This is a genomic window from uncultured Traorella sp. (assembly GCF_944327115.1).
Classification (GTDB): Bacteria; Bacillota_I; Bacilli_A; order Erysipelotrichales; family Erysipelotrichaceae; genus Traorella.
The window spans coordinates 1-17360 of record NZ_CALVGS010000049.1 but is presented as its reverse complement, the minus strand read 5'-3'; the positions used below and the strand labels follow the sequence as shown (position 1 = coordinate 17360).

General features: G+C 34.2%; 18 protein-coding genes and 1 pseudogene. 8 read left to right on the top strand and 11 right to left on the bottom strand.

Going from position 1 to position 17360, the window contains the following annotated elements; genetic code table 11:
• Nucleotides 1-2656, bottom strand: a 2656-nt coding sequence (locus tag Q0K35_RS04720) for a sigma 54-interacting transcriptional regulator (protein WP_294561518.1), incomplete at its 3' end; no start/stop codon positions are given.
• A gap of 115 nt (nt 2657-2771) precedes the next feature.
• Here Q0K35_RS04720 and Q0K35_RS04715 point away from each other — a divergent pair.
• From Q0K35_RS04715 to Q0K35_RS04705, 3 genes are read left to right on the top strand one after another with little or no spacing between them, the layout of a single operon-like run.
• Complete coding sequence (locus Q0K35_RS04715) at nt 2772-3998, top strand: hypothetical protein (RefSeq protein ID WP_294561517.1); 1227 nt, start codon at nt 2772-2774, stop codon at nt 3996-3998.
• Between the two features lie 55 nt (nt 3999-4053).
• Nucleotides 4054-4476: a hypothetical protein gene (locus Q0K35_RS04710; RefSeq protein WP_294561516.1), complete on the top strand. Its 423-nt coding sequence runs from the start codon at nt 4054-4056 to the stop codon at nt 4474-4476.
• 59 nt (nt 4477-4535) lie between these two features.
• Nucleotides 4536-5003, top strand: coding sequence for a PTS sugar transporter subunit IIB (locus tag Q0K35_RS04705; protein WP_294561515.1), 468 nt, complete (start codon nt 4536-4538; stop codon nt 5001-5003).
• Between the two features lie 174 nt (nt 5004-5177).
• Here the strand turns inward: Q0K35_RS04705 and Q0K35_RS04700 are convergent, their stop codons facing one another.
• A complete protein-coding gene (locus tag Q0K35_RS04700; protein ID WP_294561514.1) occupies nt 5178-5981 on the bottom strand; it encodes a mechanosensitive ion channel family protein in 804 nt (267 codons plus the stop codon).
• Between the two features lie 511 nt (nt 5982-6492).
• Between Q0K35_RS04700 and Q0K35_RS04695 the strand changes: the two genes are divergently transcribed.
• Together Q0K35_RS04695 and tgt are read left to right on the top strand one after the other, a co-directional pair.
• Complete coding sequence (locus Q0K35_RS04695) at nt 6493-7191, top strand: queuosine precursor transporter (protein ID WP_294561513.1); 699 nt, start codon at nt 6493-6495, stop codon at nt 7189-7191.
• Nucleotides 7178-8389: a tRNA guanosine(34) transglycosylase Tgt gene (tgt, locus tag Q0K35_RS04690; protein ID WP_294561512.1), complete on the top strand. Its 1212-nt coding sequence runs from the start codon at nt 7178-7180 to the stop codon at nt 8387-8389. The genes Q0K35_RS04695 and tgt overlap by 14 nt, the downstream gene beginning before the upstream one ends.
• A gap of 29 nt (nt 8390-8418) precedes the next feature.
• Here the strand turns inward: tgt and Q0K35_RS04685 are convergent, their stop codons facing one another.
• From Q0K35_RS04685 to Q0K35_RS04665, 5 genes are all read right to left on the bottom strand, one after another.
• The gene (locus tag Q0K35_RS04685) at nt 8419-9192 is read right to left on the bottom strand and encodes a nuclear transport factor 2 family protein (RefSeq protein WP_294561511.1); all 774 of its coding nucleotides are present in this window, start codon (nt 9190-9192) and stop codon (nt 8419-8421) included.
• 171 nt (nt 9193-9363) lie between these two features.
• Nucleotides 9364-10482: a butyrate kinase gene (gene buk / locus Q0K35_RS04680; protein ID WP_294561510.1), complete on the bottom strand. Its 1119-nt coding sequence runs from the start codon at nt 10480-10482 to the stop codon at nt 9364-9366.
• A gap of 95 nt (nt 10483-10577) precedes the next feature.
• A complete protein-coding gene (locus Q0K35_RS04675) occupies nt 10578-11792 on the bottom strand; it encodes a trypsin-like peptidase domain-containing protein (protein WP_294561509.1) in 1215 nt (404 codons plus the stop codon).
• An 88-nt stretch (nt 11793-11880) separates the two neighbouring features.
• The gene (locus Q0K35_RS04670) at nt 11881-12108 is read right to left on the bottom strand and encodes a hypothetical protein (RefSeq protein ID WP_294561508.1); all 228 of its coding nucleotides are present in this window, start codon (nt 12106-12108) and stop codon (nt 11881-11883) included.
• Nucleotides 12072-12551 (bottom strand): hypothetical protein, encoded by a 480-nt coding sequence (locus Q0K35_RS04665; protein ID WP_294561507.1) that lies wholly within the window; start codon nt 12549-12551, stop codon nt 12072-12074. The genes Q0K35_RS04670 and Q0K35_RS04665 overlap by 37 nt, the downstream gene beginning before the upstream one ends.
• Before the next feature lie 136 nt (nt 12552-12687).
• Between Q0K35_RS04665 and Q0K35_RS04660 the strand changes: the two genes are divergently transcribed.
• Nucleotides 12688-13581 carry a macro domain-containing protein gene (locus Q0K35_RS04660; RefSeq protein WP_294561506.1) on the top strand — a complete coding sequence of 298 codons (894 nt, stop codon included), beginning with the start codon at nt 12688-12690 and terminating at the stop codon, nt 13579-13581.
• A gap of 43 nt (nt 13582-13624) precedes the next feature.
• On the opposite strand, the gene Q0K35_RS04655 is transcribed toward Q0K35_RS04660, so the two are convergent.
• Entirely contained in the window at nt 13625-14260 is a 636-nt protein-coding gene (locus Q0K35_RS04655) for a hypothetical protein (RefSeq protein ID WP_294561505.1), read from the bottom strand.
• Nucleotides 14261-14668: 408 nt separating this feature from the next.
• On the opposite strand from Q0K35_RS04655, the gene Q0K35_RS04650 reads away from it, so the two are divergent.
• Nucleotides 14669-14890 (top strand): ArsR family transcriptional regulator, encoded by a 222-nt coding sequence (locus tag Q0K35_RS04650; RefSeq protein WP_294561504.1) that lies wholly within the window; start codon nt 14669-14671, stop codon nt 14888-14890.
• Complete coding sequence (locus Q0K35_RS04645) at nt 14880-15536, top strand: DUF1648 domain-containing protein (protein ID WP_294561503.1); 657 nt, start codon at nt 14880-14882, stop codon at nt 15534-15536. Before Q0K35_RS04650 ends, Q0K35_RS04645 begins: the two co-directional genes overlap by 11 nt.
• Nucleotides 15537-15810: 274 nt before the next feature.
• Here the strand turns inward: Q0K35_RS04645 and Q0K35_RS04640 are convergent.
• The 3 genes and pseudogenes from Q0K35_RS04640 to Q0K35_RS04630 all read right to left on the bottom strand — a co-directional run.
• A pseudogene (locus tag Q0K35_RS04640) lies at nt 15811-16532 on the bottom strand (PDDEXK nuclease domain-containing protein).
• 37 nt (nt 16533-16569) lie between these two features.
• Complete coding sequence (locus Q0K35_RS04635) at nt 16570-16800, bottom strand: hypothetical protein (RefSeq protein WP_294561502.1); 231 nt, start codon at nt 16798-16800, stop codon at nt 16570-16572.
• A 183-nt stretch (nt 16801-16983) separates the two neighbouring features.
• Nucleotides 16984-17360, bottom strand: a 377-nt coding sequence (locus tag Q0K35_RS04630; protein ID WP_294561501.1) for a DUF4143 domain-containing protein, incomplete at its 5' end; no start/stop codon positions are given.

Sequence of the window (17360 nt, the reverse complement as noted above, 5' to 3'; positions counted from 1 at the left end):
TTTCATCAAGTGGAATTTTTACACCATAATAATCTTCAACAGGTGCAAAAGATTCCCGAATACAAGCAATAAAATTTGACTCATTTTTCTTAAACTCTTCAATTTCAAAATAGTTATTGAAAGGTTGATGTTTTACTAAACGCTCAATCATACAACATGTATGTATATACAATCCAATACTGGTATTACTACGAATTCTGATCTTATAAAGTTTTTGAAAATCATCTAATGCTTTCGCTACATGTTCTAAAAGCTTAGCCGGATTTAATATTGTTAAATAATCCATAATATTTGTAAGCGAAAAATTTTTCAATAATTTTTCTTCAAATATCTTAACCTCTTTGTCATCCAAATATTTTTTAAATATCTTTTCTACCACTTCTACGTTCTGATTAGCAATCAACTCTTCTATTGGTATAAAAAGTTTTCCCTCAATATCAGGATTTAATGTTCCAATGATACAGATTACATTGTAATTTTTAAAAAATTCACTCATTTCTTTATTTTCTACCAATTGATTATAATCACAGGTTAAAATATTCAAATTTATTTGATGAGGAAAACTAGAAACCAATAACTGCCGGATTTTTTCTGCAGTTCCTAATCCGCTAGCACAAGCACATAATATAACATCTTCTTTTTCTTTCTTTTCAATGATATGGTAATGGAAACTGTTTGACTTACATACCTTGATTAAAAGCTTTTCAAGTGGTGTATTTTTTTGCAACTCAAATCCAATTTGTAAGGCAAGCTTTGTCGTAATATTATTAATGATTCCAATATTTACATTTGCATGAAGACCTTTATAAATTTCTTCTAAACTCCCCATATCCACAAGTAAAATCACTTCTTCATAATGATTCATTTTTGTTAGATAGGAATTTAATGAATCTATGATTTCTGCAGTAGTTACTTCAATTGGCATATCAATAGCTTCAAACATATGCTGATTCAATAACTGATTTGCAGCGTTCGCAATTGATGATGCAGTAGAATAACCGTGTGCCAAAATAATACCAACCCTTCGTTTAATATAACGGTCGCGATTCATCATCTTAATATTCACTGCAAGTACAAATGTAAACATATCTCCTGCCACCAAATCTAAATGTTGATGTATATGTTTGGCAATTTCTTCTGCGATTAATAACTCTCTATTTAAAATTGAAGAAACCTCTTTTTTTAAATGAATAATTTGTAAATGGTTTTCTTCTTGCCAATCATGAATTCGTAAAGGTTCTTCCATCACATCACCGATATACTTAAATAAAAGCACTAAATCATTATTATTAATGTTGATGTTATATCGTTCAAAAACCTCTTTGAAAATTTCAGATATTTCATTCATAATATAACTACTTTTATAGTCTTTTATATCTTTACTATCATACATTACGTGATTATAGTATTCTGTAAGTATCTTAAAACATTCTTCAATGAGTTGATTTCTGTTTTTATAAACCGCATCCATCAATTTGTTATAAAGAACAATAACCTGACTATGATTATTAGACTCTATATAAAGTTTTCGCATATCCATCATTCGATGGTCACCTTGATAAGCAACATTTTTTTTCAAAGTTTGCTTTGCAAACATATTTGATGGTAAATGCTTCATATGAATTTCAATATTTTCATCTTTACTATCTGAAAAAGCATTTGCACAACATACACGTATTGTATTTTTTAACTCACCAATATTCCCTTCAAATTCATAATGAACAAACATATTATAGACAAAATTGCTAATCAAAATCTCTTTATTAATTTTTTCAGATTCTTGCATAAAGCTAGAGTAAATTAGTTGAATGCGTTCATAAATCCCTCTCTCTTTCAACGAAGGTATCGTTACAATAATTGGCACTCTTCTTAAAAATGTTTTTAATAAAACTTCTTGTGGCTTTTCTGTAGTTGCGAAAATAAGGCGTACATGTGCACGCTCCCACTTTTCATTCTCACCAACCCGATGATAAATTCCTTTATCCATAAATAGAAATAGCTTTTCCTGACATTCTGCTTTTAAACAATGTACTTCATCCAAAAACAGAACACCACCATCCGCAACTTGAATCAATCCCGGATTATCTTTATCTGCTCCTGTAAATGCACCTTTTTTGTGGCCAAATAAATTAGCGGTTAAAAGTTCAGGATTGTTCGCATATTCACTACAATTGACCGTGATGAAAGGCTTTTCTTCATCTAAAATATGATGATTTACAGCATATTCATACATTAGCTGTGCTATAAAACTTTTTCCCGTACCTGTTGGTCCATATAATAGTGTTGGTAATGAATCATTCGGATAAGAAATAGCCGCTTTGCACTGTTGAACACAAGAAGCAAGAGAATCTTGATATCCAATCAATTTTTCAAAATCAAGTTTGTCTGTTTTCTTTTCTTGCTTCATCAGCTCGTTCATTGATAAATAGCGGTTCTTTTTTACTATACATTTATTTTCAAGTTCAAAAACACGTTTATGATAATAAATCGGTTCTTTTTCTTCTATACAAAAAAGAATCCCTTCTTCTACAAGAATATTCATTTCACGTGCAACATAATTTCTGCTTTTCGCTAATTCTTTACTAATCTCGTTTACATGTGATCCTTCATTTTTTTTCGTGTGTTTCATTACTGTTGTGATTAATTCCTGATTCATTTTATCACCTTCTTTTTGGTAGTAGATATTTTCATTATAACAAGTAAATTTTTCTTGTCAAATTTCACATTTTGGCATGATTTATGCGTAAAATATAAGTAGAGGGAGTGTGAATATGAATTATCGATTGAATAAACAATTGAAGACAATACAAACACAAACCTTTCATGCAAAACTATATGATTCACTTGAATTTCTTCGCATAAGTAACAGTGAAATGTTTCAAAGTATCCTACAGTTGATTCAAGAAAATCCTTTACTAGAAATAGAACCCATTTCTTATCCTTATCTTTCTTTAGATGAATCTTTTGAAAATGTTTCAAAACAAGTTGATTTAAAAGCACATTTATATTTTCAACTTCATACAACTGATAGCAGTTATGATTCACGTGTTTGCTCTTATATCATTGAATCACTAAATGATAGCGGCTTTTTTAACGATGATTTTGAATCAGTATGTCAAAAGCTCAATGTCCAAATTGATGTTTTCAAAAAGAATCTCAATTTGATACAACATTTTGATCCTATTGGTGTCGCTGCCAAGGATAGTATCGATGCTCTTATTATTCAATGTAAGAACCAACATCGATATCATGCTGCTACAATGCTTCAATGTTACCATGAAGAAATCATTCAGCAAAACTATGTCAGCATTGCTAAGAACATGCATCGCACACTTAATGATATTAAACAAGATATGGCTTTTATCCGTACATTAAATCCTTATCCATGTTCTGTTTTTTCTTCTGAAAAGAATGAATTTATTTTACCTGATTTAAAAGTTGAAATCATTGATCACCAAATTGTATTATCTCCAATTCGCTATTTTCAAATTTCTACAAATGATCTTTATACAGATTTAATTGATCATGATCCTACTGTAAGAAAATATTTTCAAGATGCTAAAATTCTTTTAGCCAATTTGGACAAGCGTAATAGCACCCTGATGCTTGTTGCGAGCGAATTACTAAAAATACAAGAAAACTATTTTTTATATGGTTCTGAATTAGAACCATGCACACAACAAAATATTGCCAGCCAATTAGGTATCAATGCTTCTACTGTTTCACGCGCTATCGCAGATAAATATTATGAATTTAATCATCATTATTTTCGCCTTTCAGATTTATTTGTAAGTTCTACAACACAAGGGGATAGTAGTGATGCGATTAAAAAAGCAATGATTGAAATTATTGAAGATGAAGACAAGCGTGCTCCTTTTAACGATGATCAATTGGTCAGAGAGTTAAAAAAATATAACTTAAATGTATCAAGAAGAACAGTTAATAAGTATCGAACATTATTAAACATTCAAAAAGCAAGCAAACGTAGAATTAAATAAATTTGTTTTTTCGAGTTTGGCACGTTTTATGCGTAACATTTATTGAGAGGTGGTGATGAAATTGAAAAAAGTAATACTTGCGTCGCACGGTGATTTATCAAAAGGAATGCTTCACTCCATTCAAGTCATTATCGGTAAACCCTCATGTGACATCGAAACATATAGCCTATATCCTGGTGACAGTGCTGTAGAATATGCAAATAAATTGAATGAAGAGATAAAATTACATCCTAATACTCAATATATTGTCATTGCAGATGTTCTAGGAGGAAGTGTTCATACAGCTTTGATGCAAATTTTAGATAATGATAATTTATTTCTGTATTCAGGAATGAACATGAGCATGGTTTTAGAAGTTCTTACGTGTTTTGATGATACAGATCAAGAAAAATTATCAAAATTTATGGAAGCAGGTAAAGAAGGAATCACATTAATGAGTAAAAACAGTTTAGTAAAAATAGAAGATGAAGAATTTTAGGATTGACGAATAACTTAAATTGCCGTTTAATAGAACTATAATATGAAAGGAAAATAAAAATGATTAAATGTGTTCGAATTGATCATCGTTTAATCCACGGACAGGTGGCTTTTTCATGGACAAAATTTCTTGATGCAGACTGTATTTTTCTTATAAGTGATCAACTTATGAAGAATGAGATTAGAATGGCAGCAATGAAAATCGCAAAACCTTCAGGTGTAAAACTTGTTATGAAAAATATAGAAGATGCCATCAAACTAATTAATAATGGTAGTACAGATAAATATAAGTTATTCATCATACTTGAAAGTATTGAGGATGCATATCGTTTAACAAAGAACGTTCCATCAATAAAAAAAATAAATATCGGAGGAACCCAATCTAAAGATGATCGTTATCAAATTTCAAAAGCTGTTTTTATTAGTAAAGAAGATGAGCAAAAGTTAAAAGAAATGATTAAAATGGGTATTGAAATAGAAATACGTCTTGTACCTACTGATATAGAAAAAAAAGTTCATTTTATGTAAATTTCATAATAAGTCATATTTTTAACCTTAACCATAATCTTTAAATTATAATTTATGATATGAGTTGGAGTACCATTTATTATGAATAATTGATTATAATTCAAAAATATATTAGCATATCTTCATATTAAAAGGCGATCAATTGATCACCTTTTTCATAAATAAAGCAAAGTTTTATTTTATTGTTATATGCGGATAAGGAATTTCAATGCCTGCTTCGTCAAAAGCTTTTTTTATCTGTAAACGACATTGGCTGCATAATTCAAAGCTGTCGTCAATATTACGGGTCGTCATCCTGGCTTTTAATGTAATACCGCTATCCTTCAGCTCCGTGCAATGAATCTTTACTTCTTCACCGATATCATAATATAGAGGATGGTTTGTAATGACTTCTTTCATGATCTCACTTGCCTTATCCAGATTACTCTCATAGGAAACATCAAATGACAGATAAGCTACCTTGTACTCTGTTTCATGTGTCATATTCTCAACAATCGCTTTATTGACCAAGGTATTCGGAATCATGATCAGATTTTTCTCAAGCGTTTCGATGACCGTATGGGATAAGGTCATCTCTGTTACCTTGCCGCGAAGATCATATTCCTTTAAAATGATCGTATCTCCTACCTTAAATGGTTTGGATATCAGGATCATCATACCGCTGACAGCACTGCTTGCCGCTTCCTGACTCGCTAAACCAACAACAACAGCTACGATGCCTCCTCCGGCAAGTAAGGTTGTCGCAATATCCTGCATAAAGGTAATTTGCGATAACACACTGAAAATTAAAATCGTCCATAGAAGTATGCTTTTGATCCTGAGAACTGCATCCTTATGTTTGAACTCATGCTTGCGAATAAGTTTGGTTATGAGATAATTTACCAGAAGAAATAAGATGACATAGAATGAAATCGTCAAGATTCCATTAACAAGACCACCTTTAAACATACTGTTTAATTGTTCAATCGTATTTTCCATGATCCACCTCGTTATTATTATATCAGTATTTCTATTTTTTCCCAATCATTTTATATGATTCAAGCTAAACCATGGATTACTATTCATCGGCAAGAAAGCAAAATTATTTTCGATTATTAGTCGTGCATAAAAAAGTGAAATGTTAATGACAAATGGGAAAAGATATGCTAGAATAATAACGGATGAACTCCATACAAATAGGAAACCCCAGTGGTGTTGGCACTGGGGTTTCATTTAGGAGGGAGGATCACAGCTTATCGTCTGATCAGACTGATATACAGCATGATCAAACGCAAGCATTCTTTCACAACTATCACATTTTCATAGAATAGTTGGAGAAGAATGAAAGGTTCAAAACCCATCTGTAATCCCTCCATACAAAAAATACAGGTGTCATGGTACTCCCTCCTTTTATTTATGGCACCTACTATTTTATATCCATGAAATGGTCATTTTTCCCAATAAAATAATGAAAAAGTTTATTTTTTCATCCTTGTGAATCGCAACAACGATGATTCATGTGTTGAATCTAACTGTCATTCCATTATTTTTATGGTATAATACTTTCATGTCGAATTTTAAACAAAAGCTTTTGATCTATTTTGCTGCTCTTTCAGCAAGCACTCTGTTGATGTCAAATCTCGCGGCGATCAAGTTGTGGGATTTTTTCGGCATTGCCGTTGACGGAGGCATCGTTGTTTTCCCGCTTACCTATATTCTTGGTGATCTGATCGTTGAATTTTATGGTAAGAAAACAGCAAAGGATATCATTTGGGCAGGTTTTTTGGTGAATATCATCGCAATGATCGTATTTTATGCCGTAATTGCTTTACCTGCTTATAAGGAATGGAAGATGCAGGAAGCCTATGCGGATGTATTGGGCTTTACACCACGAATCATCGTGGCTTCGCTGATGGCTTATATTTGTTCCAATCTTTTTAATAATCATCTTTTCATACGTTTAAAAAATAGTCCAAATATTTTTTCAAGAAGCTTTATTGCCAGAGCTTTGGGATCATCTGCTTTTGCCCATTTGGTTGATTCCGCAATATTTGAAACCATTGCTTTTATTGGTGTCCTTCCGTTTATGGACTTTTTGACTCAGGCCCTTTTTGCCTATCTTCTCGGTATGGGGTTTGAGATCATCTTATCGCCATCAGAAGCGTTCATTGCAAATAAGTTAAGAGGTAGATTACATGAAACAATATAAAAACAATAATCAGTTCAGCTTTGAGATCACAAAAAAATTAGATGGAAAATTAGGACGTGCCGGCATCCTTCATACACCTCACGGCGATATTCATACACCCGCTTTTATGTGCGTAGGCACAAAAGGTGAAGTACGCTTTGTCAGCAGTGAGGATTTGAATGCGATTCATGCACAGGCCATGTTAAGCAATGGCTATCACTTGCGTAATGTATCCCCTGAAATTGCAGAGCATGGCGGACTGGCAGAATGGTCCGGATGGCAGGGACCGACATTAACTGATTCCGGTGGCTTCCAGGTCATGTCTTTAGGAAGCGGTTTAGGCAAGGTTGTCAGTATGAAGCGTGAACAGGAAGTGATCAATACCGATCCGAAAGATCGTTTGGCACATGTAAGCGAAGACGGGGTATATTTTCATGATCCGTTTACAGATCAGGATGATTTTATCGGGCCGGAGGAATCGATGCAGATTCAATGCCGTATTGGCGCAGACATCCATATGGCCTTTGATGAATTGACTTCATTGGCGGACAGCTATGATTATAACGTAGAGGCTTTAGCACGTACGGAAAGATGGGCACAGCGCAGTCTTGATGAACATCTCAAGCATCGTGATGATCTTGGTTATCGCCAATCACTCTACGGTGTACTGCAAGGTGGACGCTGGGAAGATTTGCGTCGTTCTACCGCCAAAAAGCTGGCCAGCATGGATTTTGACGGATATGGACTTGGAGGTGCTTTCTTAAAAGAAAGTTTGGGTGAGATCCTTCGCTGGTGCTGTGAAGAATTACCTGAAAATAAACCTCGTCATCTTTTAGGTCTGTCACATCCGGATGATATTTTGATCGGTTCAGAAATGGGAGCCGATACATTTGACTGTGTAGCTCCGACAAGAGAAGCCCGTCATGGCCGTATCTATACAAAATATGGTCCTATCAGCCTTCATAAATTTGATGGCAGCCATGAGCTGTTAGATGCCAACTGTGATTGTCCGACATGCAAAGCCGGATGGACACGAACACAGCTAAGAGCCTTGATGAAATCTGAAAAACAGGAAGATAAGCATCAGTATTACAATCTTGCTTCCATGCATAATTTACGTTTTATCATTCGTTTGACCGAAGAAATACGTGAAGCCATCATCAATGGTACTTTTGAAGAATATAAAAAAGAATTTTTAAAAAATTATTATCATCGATAAAAGCCGGACCATAAAGATCCGACTTTTTTTTAGAATTTTCCATTATCATTCTGCCACTGAGAACGATCGGCAATCGTTTCCATCACATCCCAGTGTTCAGCAATCTTGCCATTTTCTACACGCCACAAATCATAATAGCTTGTCGGCTTTCCACCAAAAGTTCCTTCACTGACAGCTAATACATAATTGCCTTGGGCAAGCACCTGATGAATGGTCGTATAAATCATCTCAATATTAGCCTTAGCCATTTCCTCTAAAGCAGCACCTAACCCGGAAACACCATCGGCAATACCTGAGTTATGCTGGATATAGGTATCACCATCAAAGTAATCAGGTGTTTTCTGAGGATTGTTGCCTTGCATCACATCATATAAGAAATCCTTCACTAACTGACGATTCGCTTCTGTCTTATCTAAATCCAAAACAGGAGCTACATTGTCAATCTGGGAATGACCTGATGGATTTACATCTGCCTTTGCTGCCAGATTATCCCAATGTTCAATAATCTTACCATTTTCATCAAAACGGAAAATATCAAAAGCAACCTGCTCACCTGCACCCGCAAAATTATAAACGGTATGTAAGAACACCTTATCATGATCTTCAAAGGCACGAATATTTTTTACTGTTGTCTTAACAGGTGCACCCGCTAAATATTTTACGCTGCCTATAAAGGCATCACGTCCTGTACCATAAGCTAAATTATGCTGGATATACCCCTCTGCAAGCAGCTCATATGCCTTATCGGTATCACCACTTGCAAATGTCTGAATCAATTCTAATGCTTTTTCAATCTGTGTCATCTTTTTGTCCTCCTAATATCTCATTTTAAATGCCATGGCTGTTGTAACCATTTTGATTACATCTAAAAGATAACACTTCTGTGTTGTAATGTCAATAGTTACATCCATTTTTTCTAATATTCATGTCAACTATTACAACACCCATCAACATAATTCATAGACGAATATTGATCAGATCATGGTTTTCTTTTCATCATCAAATCCATTCCAGACAGGTTTTCCTGTATAAACTAAGGCCTTTTTTTCACCCTTAAGCACCTGCAAGGCATTGAAAGCCAGTGCTTCCTGCTCATATTCCCCGGCATATACCGCAATAGGTGCAATCCAGCCGCAACGCTTTTGAATTCCTTCCCTAATATCTTCAAAACGCATCAAACCACCTGTCAGCACGATCCCATCAACATGACCTTCCAGTACCGCACTCATGGCACCAATACATTTCGCAATCTGATAGATCATCGCATTCCAGACACGAACTGCTTTTTTATCGCCTTTTTCTACTAACTGATGAATCTTATCTGAATCAGAAGTACCGAAATAATTGGAGAAGCCACCTGTGACACTACATAGATTGCGCATTTCTTCCTTTGGTTTATCCCATAAATAAGCGATGACATCACTTATGGCCATAGAACCCATGCGCGTAGGCGTAAAAGGTCCTTCTCCGCCACCACCATCATTGCCATCGATCATTTTGCCATGATCATGAGCCGTAATCGTAATGCCGCCATCAATATGCGCAACGATAAGATTTAAGTCCTCATAATTGCGATGAATTGAAGTCGCATACTTACGGGCCGCTGCTTTTAAATTTAAGGCATGACTGATTGCTCGACGGTAAATACCGTCAATACCTGTAACTCTTGCCAATTCACAATATTCATCAACGACGGTCGGATCGCTCATGAACATTCGTCCACCATATTTTTCCTGTACTTTTTTACCCATCTGTACACCTAACATCGAGGAATGATATAAGCCGCCTTTTGCTTCTTTCGTATCTTGTATCAACTGATCGCTTACCTCATAAGTACCGCTGGCCACCGAATAGCTTGCACCGCCGCGGCAGGCAATCGCATCTAAGCCTGAAAGATCAAGATGGTTATTTTCTATAAAATCACTTACGACCTTCATTCGATAATCCAATTGATCATTGATCGTTGGAAATTTTTTTAAAATTGAAGAATCATGAAAAACATCACTGGTAAACATATTTTTATCATTGATAAATAAAGAGAGCTTGGTAGAGGTTGAACCCGGATTAATGACGAGTATCTTATAATCTTTCATATACATTTCCTTTCATGAATAAATACTCTATTATTATATCAAATTTTAACCATTACGATTTAAAAAAGCATAAGTCTTTTGACCTATGCTTTTCATTAATTTCTATCATTTGAGCTTGAAAAATTACTTTTTTCTACATTTGCGCCATTATTCGTCGTATTCTGTTCACCGACCGTTACCTGAATCGTCAAGGTTTTACCATTCCGATATACTTCAAGTGAGAGGGTATCACCAACCTTACTTTCTGAAATCTTATCTTTTAAATCACTGCTTCCGCTAATTGTTTCACCATTCACTGACGTAATGATATCGCCCTCCTGCAGATTGGCTTGTTCAGCCGGAGAATTGCTCTGAATACCTGCCACTAAAGCACCTTCAATTGAAGATTGATCAGATGCATCGGTAACCGTGACACCGATATAAGGCATACTGACATAGCCCTTTTCAATGATGCTTTCAATGATATCAAGGACATTGCTGATCGGAATCGCAAAACCGATATTATCAATTGAAGTACCACTGGATGAAGATGAATATTTCGCATTGGTAATACCGATGACCTCACCATACATATTGAACAAAGCGCCACCTGAATTACCCGAGTTGATCGCACAATCTGTCTGAATCAATTCCATCGTAATCCCATCTGAAGTCGTTATATCACGATTTAAGGCACTCACCTTGCCTCCTGTCAAAGAGAAGGTCAGCTCACCTAATGGATTACCGATCGCAACGACATCATCGCCCACATTCATATTGCCTGAATCACCAAGTACGACCGGTGTAAGATTTTCCGCCTCGATTTTCAATACCGCAATATCATTGTTCTCATCATAGCCCACTAAGATCGCATCATATGATGTGTTATCATAAGTAGTCACCTGTATCCGCTGCGCATTTTGAATCACGTGATAATTCGTAACGATATAGCCATCCGAAGTGAGAATAAAACCGGAACCGGCAGTTGCTGATGTCGTTGTATGACCAAAATAATTCGTTGTTGATTCCGTCTTGATACCTACCGTTGAATTGACATATTTCGCATAAATTTCGGCAGCTGTCAATTCTTCTCCCGTATTCACATGATTGACATTAATAATGGAAGAAGGACGTGTTCCAAGATTGATCGTTGATGCATCATTACCGATCACATCGCTCAGTTTCATGACTCCGGCACCACATACTCCACCAATTAGTGAGAAACAAAGCGCCATTGCGATAAAACGTCTTTTCGTTTTATCTTTCTTCGTATCTTTTTCCTCTGTTATTTTTTCATTTTCATTTATCTCTGTCTGATCCTTATCGAACATAATCATCATCCTTTCTTTCTATGCTTTTAATTTAACGCCAGAAAATGAAATTTTGATGAAGAAAAAAGGAAATTCCGCTGAAATCAATTTATGATACTTCAAATTCACCTGAATCAGAACCGATCGTGATCGTATAAGTATCACCGCTGATGATATCCGGACTGCTGAGGATTACTACATTAAAATCTAATTCTGAAGTATAGCTCATAACCGTATTGCCCTTTTGATCTGTCAGGATAATCAGCGTTCCCGCAGCGCGTTGCCCGGCATTCACAGCAATCACGCCCTGTGTGGAATCACTAAAGGTTTGAGCCATCCCTGAAGCACCTGTACCAATATACCACCGCTAATCGTTGCCCTGATATCATAATCAAGCGTTGCGGTATCTCCCTGTGTCGGACCTACGACAACCGTATAACCACCGCTAATTTCAAGTGTACCGTTTGCATCAATACCATCGTCTGAAGCATGGATATACAGGTTACCACCTGAAATCAAGATCGTACCATAAGAAGATGATGAATCAAAGCCACCATGATCACCAAACATGCCATCACGTCCGCCATCAGTACCACTCGCATCATTACCACCAGCAGCATTAATACCATCATCACCGACAATTAAACAAATATCACCACCACTTATAACAACATGTAATCCTTCTAATCCTTCATATGCCAATGACAGCATTAGAAATACGGGGGATACCGGGATGAGTGTGGTTGCCGATAAGGATGGTATGCATGCAGAGACTTTCATCTTCCACGAGCAAAACCCTCATTTCATCACCTCTGTTAAGTATTATTATACCATCGGGGATTGAAAAAGAATTGAAATTTATAAAAAACAAACCTTTAATCAAAAAGCGTGTTAAAATAAAAGAAGAGGTGAAAACATGAGCACGATTCATATTCAACATATAGGAATTACAAAAGTTACAACGGATTGTATCGTCAATGCCGCCAACAACCATCTTTATTCCGGCGGAGGCGTATGCGGCGCTATTTTCAAAGCTGCCGGATACAAGGAATTAACAGCAGCCTGTCGCAATATCAATTATTGTGAAACCGGTAATGCTGTTGTTACCCCTGCCTTCCAGCTTAATACAAATTATATCATTCATGCCGTAGGCCCCATCTGGATAGATGGTCAACATCATGAGCCCGAATTACTTTATCGTTGTTACCAAAACGCTTTAAAGCTTGCGACAGAACGGGCTTGTCATTCGATAGGCTTCCCTTTGATCTCATCAGGTATCTATGGATATCCGAAAAAAGAAGCATGGGAAACTGCTATACAGGCTTGCAGTGATTTTATCAATGAACACCCCGACTATGATATCAACATCATCTTTGCGATTCCTGATGACAACACGCTGCAGTTAGGTGAAACCATCCTAAATCAACATCTTAAAGAAGAAGACCTCATCAAACAAATCAATCAAGATCAGCTGCAAGCAGCAATCAATTTCTTTGCTGATTATAAAAAGGTAGCCTGGACGAAAAATGAAAAAGGAGGACGCTCTTATCCAATCTATCCAAAAGAAGCCTTCGAGTATATACAGCTCTTACCGGCTGACCTGAATTACATGGAAAACTATGATCAATACTGTAAGAATATCTATTTAGAAGATTTAAATATCCATCAGATTCGAACGATCCTGACAATGATCACAAGAAAAGAAAGATTTTATGATGGTTTCTTGGCTCATTCTATTGAAGATGGCACGATTCTTCATCTATTAGAAAGATTAGATGACATCCTCAATGAATTTCAAAAAAATAACTAACAATACATAAAAATGATTCCTAAGTGAACTTTTGGAATCATTTTTATCTTTTATTATAAAACATCCCGATCATCACCGGTGTATCATATCCTGGTACCATATTGGGATAAATGATAATCGTATGGTCACGATCAATAGCTCTTAAATGATCATACCACTCATCAACAGACTCTGGCATTTTCCCATCAATAAATCGATGAGGGGAAGCACATAAGCTGATAATGAAATCTTTCTTTTCCTTTGCACATAAACGAATGATATGTTCAGTGGCATCACAAGGTTCCTGAGCAATGATCGCATCATATTTTAATATCGAAGTCGTATTATGATCAAACCTTTCTTTGAGACCTTCGACAGGATCTTTGAATTGTTCCAGTTTTGGATCCATTGCACTCATTCTATATCCTTTTGAAACAAGTAAAGAAGAGAGTCTTGCACTAGGACCGCACCCCACTTCTAAAAGATGGGGATATCGATCCGGTGTAAAAATACGGGCAACATAATCAGCAAAATATTCTTGTCTTGATTTTAAACCTTTCATCCATAGCATATAATCTACCATTTCATCGCAGATGAAACCCTGTCGAGGATGTTCCAGCTCATATTTTAATCTGTTTAGTTGTTCTTCACTAAATTCACACGGATTTTCTTTGCAGAATAAATCGAATTTTTCTTTCATGATCCTTCCTCTTACATATAATTATTATAGAATATTTCGACAAAAATGAATACTTTTTTTAAAAGGTCAATTGTCCAAAATCAAAAAACAGCTGCATGCATACAACAACATAAACAATTCCAATGAAAACTCTCACAAGAACCATGATCCATCCTTTTTCAACATAATACCGCTATCCAATCCATAGGAAACAGGTTATTATGACATCTATATAATTATTTATATAAGGTATTCAAACTATTTTATATACACAGCTTCTATTTAAAATTATTTTTAAATAGTATTTACTTTATATTAATTTTAGCATATAATCTATTTAAAGAAATATTTAAACAGATTGAGGTGATATATCTTGGGATAAATGAAATTTTGCGTGCACTAGCTGATGATAATCGAAGGAGGATACTAATGATATTACAACAAGGCAAAATAAATTCAGGAGATTTGGCTAAAGAAATGAACATATCCCCTCAGGCTCTTTCTTATCATCTGTCAAAATTAAAAAAAGCTGATTTAATCTATGAAACAAAATACAAAAATTTTATATTTTACGAACCTAATCTTTCAATCTTAGATGAAACGATTCTATGGTTAAGCAACCTAAAAGGAGAACAACAAAATGAAAAATAAAAGATTATTCTACTTTCTAATGTTTTTGCCTTTACTTTCTGTTTTAATATCTTTACAATTCCTGCCGGATCAAATCCCTGCTCATTATGGAATTACTGGTGAAGTTGACAGATGGGGAAGCAAATATGAAGTATTTATTTTCCCCGGAATTACCATAATTTTCGGACTTGTCATACTTATAATAACAAAATATGCCGCTAAGCAAGAAAAAGATGGAAATAATAATCAAAAGATCGGTTTCACCACAGGAATATTATTACTATTATTATTTAATATCATGCCGTTTTATTTTCTTTATACAGATATTATCAAAGCGGAAAACTTAACTGTTGTATTTATTGATCCAATGCAGCTTATTTTTATATCATTGGGTATGATCATTATGATTATTGGAAATATCATGCCTAAAGCGAAGATGAATTCAATGATTGGTCTGAGAACGACATGGAGCATGAAAAATGAAATAACATGGAGAAAAAGTCAGCGATTTGGTGGAATTTCATTCATCGTTGACGGAATACTTATTATAGTAGGATGTTGCTTTACAAAAGGTTTTGTGTGCTATCTATGGTCTATAAGTATATTAATACTTTCTCTGCCTATTGATATTTATTACACATATAAAGTAGCAAAGAAATATAATTAGTCAAAAAAAGCTATTCCCTTTACATTTTTAAGAATAGCTATATAATTCCATTTTACTTTCAATAATTATAAGCTATATAACTAATATTTATATTTTATTAGTCTTTTTACTAATAAATAAAAACTATAATCTTTTTACTTATTATTTGGAAATATAAACAAAAAAAAGAAGCATTCATACTTCTTAGTATCTTTTTAGAATAACTTTTTAATCAACAGCTATATTCCTATTTCACTTTCATAATTATAACTTTTTTAAGAGATTATACTCCTATTCATAAAAGCAAAATGAAGTATCTAATCTGCTCATGACAACATTTACGTTTTGGTAACTGTAAAATACGATAAAATAAGATTTTTAAAGGTTTCTTATCAGGCATATATGTTACATATTTTGAAGCAAAAATATTATTACTCAAACCTCCTAATGCATACTGCATATCAACATTGCCTTTATCAATACATAAAATCAATCCAATTGGTGGATTATCATTTTCATCATTAACTTCTGCCACATAATAATTTAAATACATATTAAGTTGCTCAACAGCTTCAGGCATCAATTTTATAGTTTTTAATTCTATCAATACAAAGATTTTAGGATCTTATTATAAAAAACCATATCAACATCATAATGAGTATTCCCGAATGTTACTCTTTGCTGAGTTCCTACAAACATAAATCCTTTTCCAAGTTCCAAAAGAAACTTTTCAATTTGTCTAACAAGAGCTTCTTCCAAATCAGATTCCATCATTGGTTTATTTTCCGGCAGTCCAAGAAATTCAAAAACATAAGGATCTTTTACTATATCTTCTGGTTTGGCAATTTCATTTCCTTTTAACGCTAATTCAAGAATCTTCTTTTTATTAATCTCTCCATTTGATAATAACAATCTTTCGAATAATGAAGTGCTAATTTGTCTTTTTAACTCCCTTACTGACCAATTTGCATTAATTGCTTCTTTTTCATAGAAACTACGTTTGTCATCATCAGATATATATAATAATTCGTAATAATGTGATCAACTTAATTTGCTAGACAGTGTCTGGAAATTTGGATATTTTAAATAAAGCAATCTCATATTTTGCATCCTCAACTATAATACATCCTATATTCCAATATGCATTAATTAACTCAATATTAATATTTTTAATGATTCTAGCATTTGTGATAATACTTGCAATTTCATTTACTAATGCTTCATTGTCTAACAAAAAGAAGTATCCAAACACTCCTATGTCTAAATACTTCCCTAATCTTCTCATAACAATTATTACTAACGTTTTGAAAACTTCGAAATCCTATGAAATGAAGGTTTTATGGCATATTTGTTTCTTACCTGTTGCATTTCCTTAACTGCTTAGTCCAACACAAATAAACACAATACAACTTTTATTCTATCAACCGCCATGATACCAATATGTATTATGGTTATAATTATTATTTTTCTATAACATAAAGGTCATATAAGGCGGAATACAAACTATGTCGTCCTTGATAGATAAATTCTTAGGATGAATAATATAACATTCTCCAATTCGATTTTTATATTTTTCTTTAAATTTAAGTAAAGAAGATGTCGAATATTTCTTACCTGATTTAACCTCAATCGGATATAGTTTATAATTTAATTTACTATTGTTCGGTAAGAGAAAATCTATTTCAATATCATTACGATGTTTTTCAGTATTGTAATGAGTATAAAAATATAATTTATGTTTATTCGCTACAAGCATCTGTGCTATTGCATTTTCATATAACATTCCTTCATTTAAAGATAATTTATCTAAAAGTATTTGTTTGTAAACTTCTTCCTCAAGCAACT